This window comes from Streptomyces sp. NPDC048257 (assembly GCF_043201855.1).
GTDB lineage: Bacteria > Actinomycetota > Actinomycetes > Streptomycetales > Streptomycetaceae > Streptomyces.
Genome location: NZ_JBICZI010000002.1, coordinates 560,011 through 578,183, shown reverse-complemented (window position 1 = coordinate 578,183; position 18,173 = coordinate 560,011). Strand labels below are relative to the sequence as shown.

Annotated in this window: 16 protein-coding genes; 5 read left to right on the top strand and 11 right to left on the bottom strand. The window is 70.9% G+C overall.

All coding sequences use genetic code 11. From position 1 onward, the window contains the following. Positions 1-582: 582 nt before the first annotated feature. Both ctaD and ACGFZK_RS06685 read left to right on the top strand, forming a co-directional pair. Positions 583-2,310 carry a cytochrome c oxidase subunit I gene (gene ctaD, locus ACGFZK_RS06690; protein ID WP_393847730.1) on the top strand — a complete coding sequence of 576 codons (1,728 nt, stop codon included), beginning with the start codon at positions 583-585 and terminating at the stop codon, positions 2,308-2,310. Positions 2,311-2,312: 2 nt separating this feature from the next. After that, entirely contained in the window at positions 2,313-2,717 is a 405-nt protein-coding gene (locus ACGFZK_RS06685) for a hypothetical protein (RefSeq protein ID WP_393847729.1), read from the top strand. Positions 2,718-2,841: 124 nt separating this feature from the next. Here ACGFZK_RS06685 and ACGFZK_RS06680 read toward each other — a convergent pair whose 3' ends face one another. Next, positions 2,842-3,978 (bottom strand): aromatic acid exporter family protein, encoded by a 1,137-nt coding sequence (locus tag ACGFZK_RS06680; protein WP_393847728.1) that lies wholly within the window; start codon positions 3,976-3,978, stop codon positions 2,842-2,844. A gap of 457 nt (positions 3,979-4,435) precedes the next feature. Here ACGFZK_RS06680 and ACGFZK_RS06675 point away from each other — a divergent pair, with 457 nt between their 5' ends. Continuing rightward, entirely contained in the window at positions 4,436-4,825 is a 390-nt protein-coding gene (locus ACGFZK_RS06675) for an ATP-binding protein (protein ID WP_393847727.1), read from the top strand. Between the two features lie 8 nt (positions 4,826-4,833). Here the strand turns inward: ACGFZK_RS06675 and ACGFZK_RS06670 are convergent, their stop codons facing one another. The 9 genes from ACGFZK_RS06670 to ACGFZK_RS06630 form a co-directional block, all read right to left on the bottom strand. Continuing rightward, on the bottom strand, positions 4,834-5,412 hold the full coding sequence (locus ACGFZK_RS06670; RefSeq protein ID WP_393847726.1) for an STAS domain-containing protein: 579 nt from the start codon (positions 5,410-5,412) through the stop codon (positions 4,834-4,836). A gap of 124 nt (positions 5,413-5,536) precedes the next feature. Further along, complete coding sequence (locus ACGFZK_RS06665) at positions 5,537-6,352, bottom strand: galactosyltransferase-related protein (protein WP_393847725.1); 816 nt, start codon at positions 6,350-6,352, stop codon at positions 5,537-5,539. Then, complete coding sequence (locus ACGFZK_RS06660) at positions 6,337-7,356, bottom strand: glycosyltransferase (protein WP_393847724.1); 1,020 nt, start codon at positions 7,354-7,356, stop codon at positions 6,337-6,339. The genes ACGFZK_RS06665 and ACGFZK_RS06660 overlap by 16 nt, the downstream gene beginning before the upstream one ends. Further along, a complete protein-coding gene (locus ACGFZK_RS06655; protein ID WP_393847723.1) occupies positions 7,353-8,420 on the bottom strand; it encodes a glycosyltransferase in 1,068 nt (355 codons plus the stop codon). Before ACGFZK_RS06655 ends, ACGFZK_RS06660 begins: the two co-directional genes overlap by 4 nt. Next, the gene (locus ACGFZK_RS06650; RefSeq protein ID WP_393847722.1) at positions 8,417-9,508 is read right to left on the bottom strand and encodes a glycosyltransferase family 1 protein; all 1,092 of its coding nucleotides are present in this window, start codon (positions 9,506-9,508) and stop codon (positions 8,417-8,419) included. Before ACGFZK_RS06650 ends, ACGFZK_RS06655 begins: the two co-directional genes overlap by 4 nt. Before the next feature lie 153 nt (positions 9,509-9,661). Beyond that, the gene (locus ACGFZK_RS06645) at positions 9,662-10,021 is read right to left on the bottom strand and encodes a hypothetical protein (protein WP_393847721.1); all 360 of its coding nucleotides are present in this window, start codon (positions 10,019-10,021) and stop codon (positions 9,662-9,664) included. Positions 10,022-10,407: 386 nt separating this feature from the next. After that, positions 10,408-12,537, bottom strand: a complete 2,130-nt coding sequence (locus ACGFZK_RS06640) for a S9 family peptidase (RefSeq protein ID WP_393847720.1) — start codon at positions 12,535-12,537, stop codon at positions 10,408-10,410. 45 nt (positions 12,538-12,582) lie between these two features. Next, on the bottom strand, positions 12,583-14,364 hold the full coding sequence (locus tag ACGFZK_RS06635; RefSeq protein WP_393847719.1) for an N-acetylglutaminylglutamine amidotransferase: 1,782 nt from the start codon (positions 14,362-14,364) through the stop codon (positions 12,583-12,585). 260 nt (positions 14,365-14,624) lie between these two features. After that, a complete protein-coding gene (locus ACGFZK_RS06630) occupies positions 14,625-15,719 on the bottom strand; it encodes a glutamate--cysteine ligase (RefSeq protein ID WP_393847718.1) in 1,095 nt (364 codons plus the stop codon). A gap of 159 nt (positions 15,720-15,878) precedes the next feature. Between ACGFZK_RS06630 and ACGFZK_RS06625 the strand changes: the two genes are divergently transcribed. Beyond that, complete coding sequence (locus ACGFZK_RS06625; protein WP_393847717.1) at positions 15,879-16,157, top strand: GlsB/YeaQ/YmgE family stress response membrane protein; 279 nt, start codon at positions 15,879-15,881, stop codon at positions 16,155-16,157. A gap of 390 nt (positions 16,158-16,547) precedes the next feature. On the opposite strand, the gene ACGFZK_RS06620 is transcribed toward ACGFZK_RS06625, so the two are convergent. Then, positions 16,548-17,438, bottom strand: a complete 891-nt coding sequence (locus ACGFZK_RS06620; protein WP_393847716.1) for an SDR family oxidoreductase — start codon at positions 17,436-17,438, stop codon at positions 16,548-16,550. Positions 17,439-17,686: 248 nt separating this feature from the next. Between ACGFZK_RS06620 and ACGFZK_RS06615 the strand changes: the two genes are divergently transcribed. Continuing rightward, the gene (locus ACGFZK_RS06615) at positions 17,687-18,076 is read left to right on the top strand and encodes a hypothetical protein (RefSeq protein ID WP_393847715.1); all 390 of its coding nucleotides are present in this window, start codon (positions 17,687-17,689) and stop codon (positions 18,074-18,076) included. The last annotated feature ends 97 nt before the right edge of the window (positions 18,077-18,173 follow it).

Below are 18,173 nucleotides of genomic sequence, written 5' to 3'. Positions count from 1 at the left end.
AATCTCATCGATCCGAGTGAACTTCCCACCCACGGTGAAGGTCGCGGCCGATGGTCCGGCCCGGAACACGAACAGCCCTTCCGCGTCCCCGGCCTCGACACCCGATCAATCGCGCGTGTACCCCGATGCCGGCCTCTGATCCCGCTCTCAGGCCCGACACGGCCAAGGGAACCATCATGTGAGGGCGTTCGGATGCGACGCCCCGCACGATGCAGGGCCGACGCGCAGAAGCCTGCGGGCACATGCCTGCTCCCGCTTGACCGTCCCAGACCGACGGCGATGGTCAAGTGGGAGCAGCGGTGCCCCCGGCCATTCGCCTTGGCGCGGGACCGTGAGGAGGTCGCGAGCATCGGGTTTGCCCCCACGTACGGCGATGCCTGCCATGCGGTCCGTGCGGATGGCCGAGACCTGGAGCGGGCCGATCGACCGCAGCGGACCGGCCCGTGCACGGCCTTCACCTGTACGAGCCTGCGGGTCAGCGGCGCACGCGGTGCCATTCGCGGTAGACAGAATCAGCGTGTGAAGTCCTGTTCGCGAGGTACCGGCACGCCGTCTCACTAGTCTGTTGCGTAGGGGCCTGCCATGGTGACAACGTCCGATGAGATCGCTTCCGTGCTGACGCCGGGGCGCACGCCCGGGCGAGCGATCGTGTCGTGGCTGACGACGACGGATCACAAGAAGATCGGGCATCTGTACCTGATCGCCTCGTTCGGCTTCTTCGTCGTCGGCGGGGTACTGGCGCTGCTGCTGCGGGCGGAGCTCGCGCGGCCGGGGATGCAGATCGTCTCCAACGAGCAGTACAACCAGATCTTCACCCTGCACGGCACGATCATGCTGCTGTTCTTCGCGACCCCGACCTTCGCCGGATTCGCCAACGCGATCATGCCGCTTCAGATCGGCGCACCGGACGTGGCGTTCCCCCGGCTGAACATGCTGTCGTTCTGGCTCTTCCTCTTCGGGGCCCTGATCGTCGTGGGCAGCCTGCTCACCCCGAACGGCGCCGCGGACTTCGGCTGGACCGCCTACACGCCCTTGAGCAGTTCGACACGCACCCCATCCGTCGGCGGAGACATGTGGGTCATGGGGCTGGCGCTGTCCGGTTTCGGGACGATCCTCGGCTCGGTCAACTTCGTCACCACCATCATCTGTATGCGCATGCCCGGCATGACGATGTTCCGGATGCCGATCTTCACCTGGAATATCCTGCTGACCTCGGTACTGGTGCTGTTCGCGTTCCCCGTCCTGGCGGCGGCTCTGCTGGTGCTGGAGGCGGACCGCAGGTTCGGCGCCCAGGTCTTCAACCCGCAGAACGGCGGGGCCCTCCTGTGGCAGCACCTGTTCTGGTTCTTCGGGCATCCGGAGGTCTACATCATCGCGCTGCCGTTCTTCGGGATCGTCACCGAGATCTTCCCGGTGTTCTCCCGCAAGCCGATCTTCGGCTACCTCGGTCTGGTCGCGGCGACCATCGCGATCGCGGGCCTCTCGCTGACCGTGTGGGCCCACCACATGTTCGCCACCGGCGCCGTGCTGTTGCCGTTCTTCTCCTTCCTGACGTTCCTGATCGCGGTGCCGACAGGGGTGAAGTTCTTCAACTGGATCGGCACCATGTGGAAGGGCTCCATCTCATTCGAGACACCGATGCTGTGGGCCATCGGATTCCTGGTGACCTTCCTCTTCGGGGGGCTGACGGGGATCATCCTGGCCTCGCCCCCGATGGACTTTCACGTCACGGACTCCTACTTCGTCGTGGCCCACTTCCACTACGTCGTCTTCGGCACGGTCGTCTTCGCCATGTTCGCCGGCTTCTACTTCTGGTGGCCGAAGATGACCGGCACCATGCTCGACGAACGCCTCGGAAAGATCCACTTCTGGACCCTGTTCATCGGCTTCCACATGACCTTCCTCGTTCAGCACTGGCTGGGCGCCGAGGGCATGCCGCGGCGTTACGCCGACTACCTCGCCGCCGACGGCTTCACGGGCCTGAACACCTTCTCCTCGATCGGCGCGTTCCTCCTCGGCGCCTCCACCCTGCCCTTCCTCTACAACGTGTGGAAGACCGCTCAGTACGCCCCCCGCGTGACCGTCGACGACCCGTGGGGCTTCGGTCGGTCCCTGGAATGGGCGACTTCCTGTCCGCCACCGCGACACAACTTCGTCACCCTGCCACGCGTCCGTTCGGAATCACCCGCCTTCGACCTCCACCACCCCGAGATCGCAGCCCTGGACGTCGGCAAGGATGACAAGCGCGACGTCCTCGACCAGACCGGAGCAGCCACCCACGAAGGACCCGACGCCGGACGGAGCGTCTGAACGTGCCCAGAGCGGGGCGGTCCGGCCGCGAAGGGCGGACCGGGCAGGTGGGCCGCGCGATCCTCCGTTCGCGGCGAGCCGTACGGACGGAAACCGACGCGGGCCTTGCACGACTGGAGGGCTACCTTCTGAGCGAGCGGCTTCGGCGTGAGGGCGCCGAGGCCGGCTGCGCCTTCGCCGGCCGGCTCAGCTGGCTGGGGCCCGACGAACAGGCCGAAGTGGCACGCCACTTCGCGCGGGCCCACCTCCACTTGCGACGGCAGATGCTCACCGAAACCGCCGACCGGGCGCGGGAACTGCGCGACGAGTACGGCCGGCGCTACGCCGCCCTGCGCCTGCGCCTGGTGGGGCTGTCGCTCTCGACAGCTGGGGTAGCGGTGTCCGCGGGGTGGTTCCTCACACGATGAGGCAACGCGAACACAGCGTGCGCGCCAGCAGCGGGTACTTCGATCGGCACGCGGATCTCAGAACAGGCCGCCATGGCGGAGGGCGGTAGGGCCCGCCAGGTTCGGCGTCCTGGAGCCGGCACGCTCAAGCGGTCTGGTCCATCGTGCGGAACCCGTGGTCCAGGTCTTCCAGCAGACGGCTCGCGTCGGTCAGGAGGGTACCCTCCAGCGCCGACACGGCTGCCTGGCGATGCGCGGAGCCCAAGGCCCGCTCATGGGCCTGCTCCAGTTCGGCGTGCGCACGGTCGAGGGTTTCACGCAGAAGGGCGGGGTCAGTGCGCGCCTTTCTGCCGATGTCGTCCAGCGCTGCGGCAGCAGTGCGCAACAGCGCCGTATGGGCGGCACGGAAGGAGGGCGACAGGGCCTCGTACTCGCCGCTGGAAAGAGCGTAATCGAGGCTGCGGCTGGCCGAGCGGAGGTGGTCCAGACAGCGTTGGGCGACATCGAGCGCCGCACGCGCCCGCATGAGGGCCCGACGAGCGTCCTCGATGCTGCGCCGCGGGTTGAGGCGGCTGTTCTCCACCTCGGCGTCGACGGCCTGCCGGATGCGGTCGGCGTCTGCCGACAGACCGCGCCAGTCGGTGCGCAGCTGCTGTATCCCGTCTGCGTCGGGGGTGTCCGTGTCGAAGGTGTCGGCCAGTTCCCGCAGACGCCGTTCGATGCCGCTGAAGAGGTCGGCGACCGCTTCCTGCCGACGGAGGGTGTGCCGGGCGGGCGCGAGAGCGAGGTGCGCGGCGACCCCGCAAGCGACGCCGATGCCTACGGATGCGACGAGAGGGCCGATGTAGTCGATCCGACCCTGACCGGAGGAGAAGGCGAAGAATCCGACGATGGCGACCTGCGTGCCATGTTCGCCCAGCGGACGCGACCGTCCGACCACGAGGGCCAGGAGCGTCAGCAGTCCGAAGGACCACCAGTGGATTCCGATAGCGGCCGCCAGGGTCGCGGCCAGGGCCGCCCCGGCCGTCATCGCGAACAGGTACTGCGCGCAGTCCCGCAACGACCGGTACACCGTGGCCTGGAGCGCCACCAGCGCGGTGAACGGAGCGAACGTGGACACCGTCGGCGGCAGGAGGTAGCGCGCCAGCACCCATGCGGTCATCGCCGCGACCACCGTCTTCGCGCCCAGCACCAGGTCGTCGCGCTCACCGCCGGGACTGCGGGCCCCCCGCCACACATACAGAGCCGCTTCCCGCACCGATCTCCACAGCGTTTCCCACACGGGCATATGCCACCTCCACCTCCTGGCATGCGCCTGCCCGGCCTCCGACGGCCCACACGCCGCGTCGTCCCGTCCATCGCGGGTACGCGAGAGCCGACCAACAGCCCGCGGTTCCGACCCGCGCGGGCGGCTCCGGGAGCTTGCTCGTCCGCACCAACGCGCAGTCCGTGGCGGAATGCTGGGCCCCTGTCTTCCCCGCTCAGGGAAGCTGGTTCGACCATCCCAGAGTGATCCGCAGATCGCGTCTCGCTGCGATTGCCGCTACGCGACCCGGCCAAGGGTGCTCCCTACACACACTGGCCCATCAGGGTTAACCTGACGGCTGCAGCTTGGTGTGGCCCCGGCGTCTTGCGGCATGGAGCGAACCTCCACATGGGGCTGTGCAGGGGTAGACGCCAATATGAACGGGTCGCATACCGGACAGAAGCGAGGGAAAGCGCATCGTATGGAAGAGACGGTGTCTTCCCGGTCCCTGCCGGCCCCTGGCGGGGCGGGTTTCAGTTGCGCGGAGGCCCGGGAGACCGCCCGCGACATCCTGGCCGGTCTGAAGCCTGATCCGGCCGGGGTAGACGATGTGCTGACGGTGGTGAGTGAGCTGGTCTCCAACGCCAGCCGCCATGCCGGGGGCGCCACCGCCTTCCGGATCACTGTCCGCTCCGGCACCGTCACCATCGAGGTCTCCGACGGCTCGCCCTCCCCGCCCCGGATCCCGCCATGGGCGCCGGAGGTGCCCGGCGGCTTCGGCTGGCGGCTGGTCAACCAGCTCGCCACGACCGACGTGCACATCCATCCCGACGGCAAGACCGTCACCGCCACCCTCACCACCGAGGCGGTAGGTCACCTTTAGCCCTCCGGTCAGCCGGCCTGCGCGCTGTCGCCGCCATCGTCGCGCATCCGGAACAGGGCAAGTGCGCCGGTCAGCTCGAGCAGACGGTGCAGCTGGTCCGGCAGCGGGCCCTCAAGGACCAGCGGGCGGGTATTACGCAGACCGAGCATGGTGTTGAGGAACGACGAGTCGGCAAAGACCACGTTCCGGATGTCGAGCACCAACAGCTTCGCGTCGGCAGCCTCTCGCTCGCAGGCGGCCCGCAGCACACCGACCGTGTCCTGATCAAACTCCCCGGCGCAGCCCACGACGTACACACCGTCCGCCTCGGAACGAACTGTCACCTTCGGCGACTCCATACAGACCTCCGGCCCTGCTGTCCATCCGCACAAACCGCCTTCCACCTGCACCGTACGCGGTAGCCGATTGAAACGACAGGACGCCTCCAGCCGCACACCCCATTCCTCGGTCAGTCCGAAGCCGCCCGCGAACGCGAGGGCCACGGCCGCGCTACCGGCGGGACGCCGCGTGTATTCAGGTACGGCCCGTGTCAGCAGTGCCTGGAGCGTGTTCTGGCCGTGGTCCCGGCCGCCGTCGAACGCACGCACTACAACGCCGATGTCCACCACAACCGGCCGGGCCGCTACGGGCGGCGACGTCTGCGGCGGGCGGGCACCAGGGTGGCGGTCCGCTTCCGTCGCACCGAGCTCAGGTGTCCACCGGTGGGGCCCTTTATCTCCTGCACCAGGTGTCGGTGGCGGGAACGTACTGGACCAGCCCCCGTGCCTCGAACGCGCGCAACCATCCTTGCATCGGCCAGTTGCCCCAACGTTCCTTGTAGAGCGCGCCGTTGCGGAGGATGTCGTCGATGTGCTGGACCGGAGGGTGGTCGGTCGGATGGTGCTGGTGGTAGGCGGGGGCCCCGCCGACCCACCACAGGTCCACGTCGCGTTGGGCTGCGGTCGAAGCGAAGTCGGTGTCCTCGCCCCCGTAGCCGGTGTACGTCTCGTGGAAGCCGCCGATGCGGTTCCAGGTGCCGGCCGTGAGGGCGAACGACAACGACCAGAAGAGCTGGTGATCGCCCCCGCGCAGAACCTCGCCGTCGGCAGGCGCGGGGCGGGCGGCGTGTGGCGGGGCCAGGTCGGCGAGCCCGTCGAGGGCGTAGCCGCCCGGGGGCGGTGGCGGCAGGTAGGCCACGGTGCCGCACAGCAGGACGTCGTCCTGGGCGACGCGTTCATAGCCGTCCAGGAGGGTGGGGCCGGGGATGCAGTCCGCGTCGAGGAAGACCAGCAGGTCCGCGCCGGCGGCGAGTGCTCGGGCTGCGCCGGCGTTGCGGGCAGCGGCCAGCGGCAGACGCCCGTCTTTCAGGAGGAGCATGATGACGTCCGCGGCCGGTTCCCGCCTCGCGGTGAGGTTCTCGATCGCCGGATCGGCCATGGACACGATCACATAGTGGTCGGCTGCGCGGGCGCTGTGGGCGAGGCCGTCCTGCTGCATGAGCAGGTGCGGGTGCCTGCCCGCAGCGAGCGAGATCACCGCGGTGCGCACGCGGGCCGCCCGGGCGTTCCGAGAGCGAGTCCGGTCAGCAGGCACGCCGCCTGTTGGGCGCCGTCGCCGCGTGACCAGAGCTCCCAACGATCCTGCCGGGCCGCAGCCGCCGCCAGCAGCCCGGGCCATTCGTGCGGCTCGGGCCACGCGTCCCGTACGGTCGCCAGTTCCGCTCGTCGCAGCGCCCGGCCGGTGGCGTGCTGCTCTCCGTGCGGCCGGTCCTGGGGGATGACGACGGTGGGAACGCGGGCGGCGGCGCACTCCGCGATGGCATTCTGTCCCGCGTGGGTGACGACCACGTCCGCTCGGCACAGCACCGGCCAGGGGTCCTCGATCCAGTCGGCTCCGGGTCCGCCGAGGATGGTCCACGTCCAGCCCGGGGTGGCCCGAGCCGCTTCCCGGAGCTGTGCGTTGCTGAGGTCCGTGCCGCCGCCGCCCAGCATCACCACCGCTTCCCTGCCGGAGGCATCGCAGCCGCTGCCGGGGGCGGGACGGGAACGGCCGTCGTAGCGGGAAATGCTTCCGGTGTGCAGCGTCTTGGCCTGCCAGTGGAGCGGCCAGCCCGGTTCGGGGCAGGACTGTGGCCAGGGCGCGAGGAGGGCGTCCGCGAGGTCGTAGGCGAGGCGGTGGGCTTGGTCCCTCCGGTCGCCGCGCATGGCTGCGACGACGACCGGGGTCCCCATGAGGCGGGCCAGGGTGGCGGCCTCGACGGAAACGTCACTGACGAACAGCCGGGGCTCCTCCCGGCGAATCCACTCGGCGATGATCCCCATCCGCTCGCGGTGGCCCGCATGGTGGAGTGGCACCCAGTGCAACCGTCCCCCGGCCGTGGGGTCGGTGGGAGCGTCGACGGAGTCCGCGGGCAGGACGATCCACGGCCTCGTCCAGCTCGTGGGGCGGGACAAGGAGGACAGGACGGTGACCGGGCCCCGGATGTGGGCGGCGATGGCCACGGCACGGTGCAGATGGCCGCGCCCCTGGTGGTGGACGTAGTAGCCGATCACCGCATGACCTCTTCGTACAAGGCGGTGTAGGCGTCAGCCGTACGGTCGAGGGAGCAGAACCGTTCCGCCCGCCGGCGGGCGGCCCGCCGGTCGAGGCCCATGGCCACGGGGATGAGTCGTGCCAGTGCCTCCACGTCCCCGGCAGGAGCCAGTACGCCGCAGTCCGAGGTGAGGATCTCCGCGAGGGCGCCCCGGTCGAATCCGCATACCGGTGTGCCGCAGGCCAGCGCCTCGGCCACCACCAGGCCGTACGGTTCGTCCCAGCTGGGCGTCACGAGCGCGGCTCCGGCTGCCCCCAGCAGCTCCACGAGCCGCCGCCGGTCCAGATGGCCGACGTACTGCGCGTCGTCCCCGAGCAGGGGCTCGACCTGTTCCTCGAAGTACGACCGGTCGGCGACCGGCCCCGCCAGTTTCAAGGGCACGCGGGCGGTCCGGGCGGCCTGGATCGCCAGATGGGGCCCCTTTTCGCGGACCAGGCGGCCTGACCACACCAGGCCGTCTCCGCCCGGACCCGGGCGCCAGAAGTCGGTGTCGATCCCGTTGTGCACGACACGCGCGGCGGGCACGGTGGCCTTCCACGCGGAGGCGGTGAATTCGCTGACGGCGGTGAAGGTCACCGGACAGGCCTCATGGGTCTGGATGGCGGACTCCAGCCACGGGGTGGGCGGGGTGTGGAGGGTGGTGATGACCGGCACGCGCAGGGCCGACGCCATCGCGATGGGAAGGTAGTGCAGGCTGTTGTTGTGCACGATGTCGAACCGGTGCTCACCGTGCCGCGCCAGGTCCAGCATCAGTCGGAGATACGCGTGGTGCTCCTGCATCCAAGTACCGCGGGGCATGCTGCTGTCCGAACGGGCCGCGGCGCTCAGTATCACCGTGCTCACGGGCAGCTCCCGCGCTCCGAGCGCCGGGTCGGAACCGGGTGCGGCGAACAGCTGGACGCGGTGGCCACGGCGGTGGAGCGCGTGCGCGAGTGCCCAGGTGTGCGCTTCCAGGCCTCCTGCGAACGGCTCCGCGATCGGAAAGCGCGCGGACGCGATGAGGGCAATCCGCAGGCTGCTCACTGCAGGACGCTCGCGTACAGAGCGCGGTGGGCGGCGGCGAGTTCCACCCGCTCCCGGGCGCGGTGCGTCGTCGTGGCCCGGGGCGCCGGCCTTTCCTCGTAAGCCGTCCGCACCGCCTCGCGCAGCGATTCCTCGTCCAGACCCCCCTGCTGGCTGTGTCCGTACGTCAGGCACGGGCGCTGCTCGGCATAGAAGCCGCAGTCGGGGGCGGCGACAGCGGTGCCCAGGTCGTGGCACGCCTCGAGCCAGCCGGAGTGGGTGCCGAAGAGATAGGGCAGCACCGACAGGTCCAGCGAGGCGAGGTAGTCCCAGAGCTGCCCGTCGTCGAAGTAGTCGTGCACCGTGAGCTCGAGAAGGCCACGGTCTGCGAGTTCCTCCAGCGCCTGCATCACGTGCGGCGCGTGACCCGGGGTGGCGGGATCGGCCACCTCACGGTGGATGTTGACCAGCAGTTCGGCGTCGGGGAGTTCGCCGACCACGTCCGCGAGGACCCTTACGACGGGAAGGACGGACATGTTGGGGCGCAGGCTCTTGGCGTGCACCCCGACCCGGAACCGGTCGCGGTGGGGCCTGGCCCGGCCCAGGAGGGGCAGGTCCACCACGTGCGGATGGGGCAGGACGGTCGCCGTCCGGTTCCAGCGGCTGCGGATGCGCCGGGCTGCTCCCGATGTCAGGGTGATCAGCTGGTCGGCGGCGGGAACGACGACGTCGAGCGCGGCAGCGTGGGCGGCGGGATCCGGCTGGTGGGGGTTGCGCAGGTCATGCACGGTGTAGACCAGGGGCTTGCCATGCCGCTTCAGGGTGTCGACGAGGTCCGTGAGCTGCGCGGGGCTCTGCGCATCGAACCCGAAGTGCAGGTGGAAGACGTCGAATTCCTCGTGGTGGGCACTCACCCACCGCGGGTCCAGCATGACCGGCGGCCACCAGCGCTGCGACGTGCTGGGCGCGCCGTTGGGCCGGGGGTCCTTCAGACGCCTGACTCCGTCGGATACCGGCGCGGAGCAGTGCCGGACGTAGACGTGGCCCGCAGGCACCGAAGCGATTCGGATCTCGTGAGCTCGGGCGTCCGGCAGCGGATGTGCGGCCACGTCTGCTCCTCGCGTCGAACGGGCGGCGCAGGACGGAGCGTCCTGGCCGGTTCATTCTGTGCAGCACGGGCCAGCCCCGCACCAGGAACGGCCGAGGCCGGCCGGACCGGAATGACGGTCCGCCCGGAGCGGACGGGCGGAGAAGACGTCGCGTCAGTCGTCCGCCAGCCGGGTGAGGAACCGCTCCGCGTAGTGGCCTGCGGCCCACCGCGATCCGTGCGCCTCGACGTCCGTGCTGCGCAGCACGTCGAGAACTGTCGACCCGTGCATGAGGACCAGCAACGCCCGATCCGTCAAGGGAAAACGGGTAAGGAACCCCCGGACCCGCATTTCGGCGTCCCCGGCGCCCGGTTCCGTCCTCGCGGCTCTTCCGGCGGGAGCGAGCGCACAGAGCGATGCAAGCACCGCGGCCGCCGGGTCGGACCGGCTGGAGCCGACGAACAGCAGGACGGTCCCACTCTGGAAAAGAAACCCGTCGACCGCGTCCGCGTCCCGCAGCTCGATGAGGGTCATGCCGCCATGGTGGGGGCCGCTGCCGACGTTCCCGCACCGGCGCGACCGCTCTCGACGCCGTCACCCCGCAACGGAGTACGTCGCCGGAGGAACAGTCCTCGCGGAGCACCCTGAGGCTCGTGTCGACCGCATCCGGTACGACCCGGCCCGCCTCGACTCCGGACCGCAGGTAGTGCGGGACGTTGCACCTGCGTCCCCCCAGACGCCACCGCGGGGGCCGCCCCCCTCGTTCTTCCCGCCTCCGTCGTCGCCGGCGCCCGGTGGAGCGGGGCCGCTGGGAACCTGCGTCCGCACACTGCGGCCATCCGGTGACGGGACGTCGGACACTCGGCCCGTATACCGGTGAGGGGCAACCCGGTCACCCCGGTCCCCTGTGCGACAACGTGTTACCGCCCGAGGGGGCGTCGCGCCGGGATCGCGCCGAGGTGGCCCTCCAGCCAGTCCGCGGCAGCTCGCCTGTAAAGCTTCCGGTTGTCCGCCCGCAGGAATTCGTGGCCCTCGTCGCGAAGGACCAGTTGCTGCGCCATCACTCCCCGCTCACGTGCCGCACGGACGAACCGCTCCGATTCGGTCGGCGGAACGTTGGTGTCGTGCTCGCCGTGGACGGTGAGGACGGGAGCGCGCAGCCGGTCGATGCGGCTCATCGGGGACAGGGCTCGCAGCAGGTCGCGATCGTGTTCGGGGTGTCCGTACTTGGCCGCGGCGGACTGCGCGATCCAGGGCTCCGTGCCGGTGAAGAAGGTGGCGAAGTCCGACATCCCGCACACGGCCACTCCGGCGCGGAAGAGGTCCGGATGCCACACCAGGGCGGCCATGGTGAGATAACCGCCGTACGAGCGGCCCATGACGCCCAGCCGCAGCGGGTCGGCGTACCCGAGTTCCACGGCGTGCGCCGCGCAGTCGGCGACGTCGTCGATGGCCGCGAACCGGCCGGTGCCGAGGTCGGCGTCCACGAAGGACCGCCCCCAGCCGGACGAGCCGCGCACATCGGGGGCGAAGACGTCCAGGCCCCGCCCGAGCAGCTCGTGGTAGAGCGGGTTGAAGACCGGTCGTTCCTGTTCCTCCGGGCCTCCGTGGAGGTGAATCACACACGGGGCGGGGCGGCCCGGGTCCCGGTCCGGGGCCCTGTAGTACCAGCCTCCGAGCAGCAGCCCGTCCCGGGCCCGGCAGCGCAGGGGGACGGGGCGTACGGGGGGCCTGCCGGGAGGGACCGCATCCTCGTCCCGGGTTGACCAGGGGGTGCGCACCGGTGCGCGGCCGTCCGCCAGCGACCAGATCCCGGGACGGCGACGCGAACCCGACAGTGCGGCGAACAGCCCCCCTCGGCCCACGGGCGCGATGCGGGTCACCACCTCGTGCGGCAGAACCGGCCGGTGAAGTGGTCCAGGACCCTGGTGGGCCGGGTCCGCCTCGGCAAGGCCTACGATGTCGAGCTCAGAGGCCCCCTGCACGTTCCAGGCGAGGGCGGCCCAGCTGCCGTGGTCGGGCATGCTGAGCAGGTCGAGCCCGGCCCCCTCGCGGTCGGCCGCGACAGTGACGTCACGGCACGCTCCGTAACTGTCCAAGTCGGTCCGGAGCAGGGCGGCGAACTCCCGGTCCGCGTCGCTGCGCAGCCACAGGGTCTGCGCGTCCGCGGAGAACCGCCCGATCCACGGGTCCCCGTCGGCCACAGGGGACGAGTGGACGGTGCCACCAGACGCCGTGTCGAGCACGAGCGCCTCCCGCCGACCCCGCGGCCCCCGGCGGATCAGCGCCAGCCGGCCGCGCGCGCTGACGTCGCACACGCGCAGGGAAGCAGCGCCCTCCTCGGCGAACAGGAGTGCGGGGGCGTTCACCCCGTCCGGGTCGACCAGGTAGGCCGCGAGGCCGCTGCCGCGCCACACGCCGAGGTCCCCCGCCGGCGCGCCGAACAGTGTTGCCGGTCCGTCGCGTCCGGCCCATCCGGGCTCGAGGGCCGACCGGTCCACCACCGCCGCCTCGACGGCGTCCGGCGGCGTGTGGCCGGGCCCTCGGTGCTCGGCGCCCGTCACCGAGGGCTGGGCGACGGTCACGGCCAGGGCGGAGCCGTCCCGTGTCCAGCATCCGAGGTGGGCGGAACCGCCTGATCCGGCGCCGGCCAGGACCCGACGGCCGGTGCCGTCGGGGCGCACCACCCATACCCGGGTGTGTTCCCCACCGCCCGGCGCCGAGGTGTAGGCGATCCAGCGCCCGTCCGGGGACCAGGACACCTCGGTCACGGGGTCGGGGCTGCCGTCGAGGACGTGTACCTCCGTCCCCCTGGCCGGACCGCTCCACAACTGCGGAACCCCGGCGCGGTCGCAGATGAAGGCCACGTGCTCGCCCGTGGGGTCCGCCGAGGGGTACCAGCATCCGTGCGCGGCGAGCAGGGTCGGGGGATCTCCTCCGCCCTGGTCGGGCATCCGTACCGGCACGGGGGCCGGCATGGGATCGGGGCCGGTCCCGGTCGTGGGCAGGGCTGGGGCCGCGCGTGTGGTCAGGGGGCGATCCGAGAGCATGTCCGCCTTCCGTGTCGTACGCCGCTCTGTAGTGCCGCCCGGCGTTCAGCGCACGCCGTGGGCCTGAAGCCAGATCTCCAGCGAGGCCACCTGCCACAGGGTGTTGGCTCCGCGGTGGGTGCGGTGGAGGTTGGGTGCCGCCAGCATCTCGGTCACCAGATGCTGGTCGAAGATCCCGCGTCGGCGGGATTCCGGGGCGGTCAGGGCCTCCTGCACCCGGGCCAGCACCGGTCCGGCCATGTGGCGGACCGCCGGTACCGGGAAGTAGCCCTTGGGTCGGTCCACCACCTCCGCGGGAAGGATCTTGCGTCCGATGTCCTTGAGCACGGCCTTGCCACCCTGCGCGAGCTTCAGCTGCGGCGGGCAGGCGGCGGCCAGCTCGACGAGCTCGTGGTCCAGGAAGGGCACCCTCGCCTCAAGACCCCACGCCATCGTCATGTTGTCGACGCGCTTGACCGGGTCGTCGGCCATGAGCGCGTGGACGTCCATCCGGAGGGCCGCGTCGAGGGCGGTCTCGGCTCCGGGGGCTGCCATGTGGGCGCGGACGAACTCCCGCGAGATGTCGTGGCTCGTCCCGGCGCCCGGGTCCAGCATGGCGGTCAGGTCGTTGTGCGGCCGGTCGAAATACGCGTCGGCGTACGCGGCGGGCGCGTCGTGGCGAGCGGCGGAGGCGATCTGCGGGTACCAGTGGTAGCCGGCGAACACCTCGTCCGCGCCCTGGCCGCACAGCACCACCTTGACGTCTTTCGCCACCTGCTCCGACAGCATGTGGAACGCCACGGCGTCGTGGCTGACCATCGGCTCGCTCATGGCGCCGATCGCGGCTTCCAGAGCGGACGGAAGCCGGTCGGAGGGGATGAGGAACTGGTGGTGGTCGGTCGCGAAGGTGCCCGCGACCAGGTTCGAGTACCGGAATTCGTCGCCGTCCTCACCGTTCTCCGCCTCGAAACCCATGGCGTAGGTCGCGAGGCCCTCCTGGCCCTCCTCTGCCATCAGGGCCACGATCAGGCTGGAATCCAGGCCGCCCGACAGGAGCACGCCGACGGGGACGTCGGCGACGGTGCGCCTGCGCACCGCCGTGCGCAGCGCTTCGTGGATCGCTTCCCGCCACAGCGCCTGGTCCTCACCGAGGTCGGAGCGGCGGGTGTAGGACGGCTGCCAGTAGCAGTGGTCCCGGTGTGTGCCGTCCGGCTCGACGACGCGGACGGTGGCGGGCGGGATCTTGCGGACACCGGCCAGGACGGTCCGGGGAGCCGGAACCGTGCCGTGCCAGCTGAGGTACTGGTGGAGCGCCACCGGGTCGAGGGAGGTGTCGACCCCGCCGCCCGCAAGCAGCGCCGGCAGGGAGGACGCGAACCGAAGGCGGTGGGCGTCCTGGGTGACGTAGAGGGGCTTGATGCCCAGCCGGTCACGCACCAGCACGACGCGTCCGGTGCGGTGCTCCACGAGGGCGAAGGCGAACATGCCGACGAGGCGATCGACACAACTCTGCCCCCACTCCGCGTACGCCTTGACGACCACCTCGGTGTCGGACTGCGAGGAGAAGCGGTGACCCAGCCCCTCCAGGCGGGCACGCAGCTCGCGGAAGTTGTACACGCAACCGTTGAAGACGGCGGTAAGACCCAGCTCCGGGTCGGTCATCGGCTGGGCACCGCGCTCGGACAAGTCGATGATCTTAAGGCGTCGGTGCCCCAGGGCCACTGCCCCTTGCGACCATGCGCCCCGCCCGTCGGGACCCCGGGGCTCCAGAACGTCGGTCATGCGCTCGACCGCGGCGAGGTCGGGCCGTCCGCCGTCGAATCTCACCTCCCCGCTCAAGCCGCACACAGGGCACCTGCTTCCCCGGCAGGGCCGCAGCGGTGGCACTGCCGGGCCTCGCTACTGTGTGGAGGGGTTTCGATCACATGCAGCATCTCTTCGCTCCTGGGCCGGTCCGTAGCCGGCGATCGACATGCTGAGCTCCTGCCCGCTGAAGCTCCCCTCAAGCCGTCACGTTGTGTCACCGGCCCGTCGACGCTACCTCCGGCGCCCCCCCCGTCCTGAGTCCGGCCACCCGCATGCCTGCGGAGCCTGCACAGGCCCGGACCTCAGTCGGACGTGGTGGTACCGATGATCAGGTCGATCAGTCCCGGGAGCCCGCCCCCGGCCAGCGCTCGGCGCTGACGGTCGGCCGGGGTTCCTTCGCGGAGCATCCGGTGGAGGAGTGCACTCACCTCACGGAGGTCACCGGATTCCTCCAGCGCTGGACTGATGTGGCGGAACAAGGAGCACAACGCGTCCCCGCTGCTGCGAGGGAGGCCGTCCCGACCCACCAGGGTGCCGTTCAGCCCGTGCCGTGCTGCGTGCCAGTTGGCGGCGTGCAGGATCTCTGGCTCGCACGGGGCCAGTGCCGCGCCGGCCTTCTCCTCGGCGATCGCGGTGGCAACCAGCGCCCGGACGATGCCCGCGAGCATGACGGCGTCGTCGGCCCGGAGCTGGACGTCCAGACACCGCACCTCGACGGTGGGGTAGCGGTCGGACAGCCGCGCCTGCCAGTAGGTCTGGGCCCTGTCGGCGATCACACCTGAGGCCACCAGTGCTTCCAAGCGCCGTTCGTAGTCGGAGTACCCGTCGAAGTGCGGTGGCGGACCACTGACGGGCCACCGTCCGAACACGATGGTGCGCCAGCTCGCGAAGCCGGTGTCCCTCCCGTCCCACAACGGCGAGTTGACCGACATGGCCAACAGCGCCGGGAGCCACGGCCGGATCCGGTTCAGTACGGCCACACCCGTCTCCGGGTCGGGAACACCTACGTGGACGTGCATGCCGCAGATCAGCTGCTCGTCGACCAGCTGCCGGGCCTCGGCCTCCATCCGCAGATAGCGCGGCGTCGGAGTCACCGGCACCGGCATCGCCCCGCGCAGCGGGGCCGCGCCGGTGGCCGCGATCCGACAGCCGTTCGCCTCGGCGGCGGAGGCGAGGGCGTGCCGCAGGCGCAACAGATGGCCGCCGACCTCCTCAAGGCTCCAGCACACGGGAGTGGCCACCTCGATCTGCGCCTGCAGCAGCTCGTCCTGCACCTCGTCCCGCTCGGCGAACGCCCCGAGACCGGCCGTGCGGCTCACGTCCTCCACGAGCGGCGCCGGCACACCCGTGGCGGGATCCACCAGCAAATACTCTTCTTCCACGCCCACGGTGATCACGTCAGGCGCCTACCCCAGCGCTCCTTGATCACCCCCGCGAGACCGCACAGGGCCGAAGGCAGGGGCCCGAGGATGACGGATCCAGACGTTTGAAGGCCGCTCCGACGGTGCAGACGATGAACTGACAGGAGGTTTGTACTACGAGGTAGGAGATGCATCATGGGCATCATCGCTTGGATCCTCATCGGGTTGTTCGCCGGCCTCATCGCGAAGGCCCTGATGCCGGGCAAGGACCCGGGTGGCATCATCATCACCATGCTCATCGGCATCGCCGGCGGGCTGCTGGGCGGCTGGCTCGGCAAGGTCATATTCGGAGTCGACTCCATCGACGGCTTCTTCGACCTCTCCACCTGGATAGCCGCCATCATCGGCTCCGTCATCCTCCTGGCCCTCTACCGCCTCGTCGCCGGCAACCGGCGCTCGCACCGCCACGCCTGACCCCACGAGACCCGAGGTCCCGGGCTCGCCGCGAAGAGCGACTTCGCGGCGGGCCCCACCCGACGCGGGCGATCTGTGGGAGGTAAGCCCGGCCGTGCATGCCGATCCTGACCTCGCCTACGGAGAACACCGCGCGGCGTCCGACAGGCCGACTTCGAGGCCGACAGGGGGTTCCGGACTTGACACGCGTTCTGTCGGCCGGGCCGCACGCGGGCGCGGCCGCTGTGTGGCCTGCTAGGCCCCGAGCACGGCCCGCACCCTGGAGTCGGCGCCGCGGCCCTGTTTGTGCCCGGCTGGCGTGAAGAGTACCGGGGTCTTCGACTGGTCCATGCTGCCGCGTCCGCCCGGCGGAGCCGGTGGAAAACGACGGCGCGTCCGGGCTGGGTGGCCTTACCGCCCCTCGCGGGCGTCCTCGTCCGCACGGCCGCCGGCGCCCAGCATGCCCGTGGCCTCGAAGGGAGCCGACCGGGCGAGCCTCGGCAGCTCGGTAAGCGCGACACGGGTCACGACCGGCGGCAGGAACGCCCGCACCGGCTGGACGGCCCGCAGCCAGGCGGGCACGTAGACGGAGGCCCTGCGGCGTTCGACGGCGGTGGCGAGACGCGCGGCCACGTAGTCGGCCGGGTAGACCTTGCGGGCGGGCCGGGGCATGTGGGCACGCAGTTCGCGCAGGACCGCGTGCTGGTCGGCGTCGCGGGTCATGTCGGTGTCGATCCAGTTGATGTAGGCGATGCCGACCCCGACTCCCTCGGGGGCGAGTTCGGCGCGCAGGGCGTGGGCGAGGGCCTCGGCTCCTGCTTTGGAGGCGCAGTAGGCGCTCATCAGCGGCGAAGTGCCCATGGCGGCCAGCGAGGTGATCTGGAGGTAGTGGCCGCCCGTGGTGAGTAGCGCGGGGAGGAAGGAGCGGGCGGTCACGGCGCTGCCGATGAGGTTGACCTCGATGACGCGCCGCCAGGTGGCCGGGTCGGAGTCGGCAAAGGGTCCGCCCTCGGCGACACCAGCGTTGGCGATCACCACCGAGGGGGGCCCGAGCCGGGCGGCCACGCGCGCCGCCGTGTCCGCCATCGCCGCGTCGTCGGTGACGTCGGCCTCCCACCAGGCGGCTTCGTGCTGCAGCGAACCGGCGATGCGGGCCAGCCGCTCCGGTTCCAGTCCCAGCAGGGCCACCGTCGCGCCCCGTCGGTCGAGTTCCCGGGCCAGGGCGGCTCCCAGGCCTCGCGCGGCGCCGGTCACCACGGCAACGCGGCCGTTCAGCGGCCTTCGGTGTGTCGCGTGTGTCATGCGTCCTCCCGGGTGTGCGGCGCGCAGCTGCCCAGGGGTCGGCCGGACCCTGGAGGCAGCCCGGGCGCGTACCGGTGTCACTCCCTGTGGCTACCCCGGGAAGCTCCGCGGACACCTGCGGGGCCGCGCCGGGCCCCAGCGCCGAACGCCGGAGCGCCGGAGCGGGATCGTGCCTACGCTGGAAGTGGTTCTCCCCCAGACGGAGAAGCGGGGGCCAGGAGCGCGACGCCGGAGAGGTGAGTAAAGCCATGGCCAAGCAGCCGAAACCGTCCCAGCCGCGGCACGGAGAAGGGCCCAGCCCGCACCAGGGCACCGAGCAGCACGGCTGGTCGCCCGACGTCGACGCGACCCGTCAACAGGACAACCCGAGCGCGCACCGCTCGTTCCATGCCGACGAGTACGCACCCGAGAAGGGCCCCGGCCGCAAGGTGTCCAAGGAAGAGGAGGGCAATCCGCACGGCAGGCCGGTGAAGAGCACGAGCGACCGCGGTGAGGAGCAGAGCAAGGGCGGACACCAGGACGGCATGCACGACACCGGCCCCAAGGGCCGATCCCGGCGCCCCAGCGGCACCCGGGACGCGTCGGCCGTCACCGGCGTCGACCCGCAGGACCCCCCTGGGGAAAGCACGGCGCACTGACGGGCGGCCACCGACCAGCGGCACCGGCGTACGGACCAGATCGCTTCGTCATTCCGGGCTAATCGCGCCACGCCTCCGTCTGGCACCGGATCGTCGG

What these genes read in the sequence shown, in the direction of transcription:
- ctaD (WP_393847730.1), top strand. Translation starts at nt 583, where the DNA reads ATGGTGACAACGTCCGATGAGATCGCTTCCGTGCTGACGCCGGGGCGC.
- ACGFZK_RS06620 (WP_393847716.1), bottom strand. Translation starts at nt 17,438, where the DNA reads ATGACACACGCGACACACCGAAGGCCGCTGAACGGCCGCGTTGCCGTG.
- ACGFZK_RS06645 (WP_393847721.1), bottom strand. Translation starts at nt 10,021, where the DNA reads ATGACCCTCATCGAGCTGCGGGACGCGGACGCGGTCGACGGGTTTCTT.
- ACGFZK_RS06615 (WP_393847715.1), top strand. Translation starts at nt 17,687, where the DNA reads ATGGCCAAGCAGCCGAAACCGTCCCAGCCGCGGCACGGAGAAGGGCCC.
- ACGFZK_RS06640 (WP_393847720.1), bottom strand. Translation starts at nt 12,537, where the DNA reads ATGCTCTCGGATCGCCCCCTGACCACACGCGCGGCCCCAGCCCTGCCC.
- ACGFZK_RS06625 (WP_393847717.1), top strand. Translation starts at nt 15,879, where the DNA reads ATGGGCATCATCGCTTGGATCCTCATCGGGTTGTTCGCCGGCCTCATC.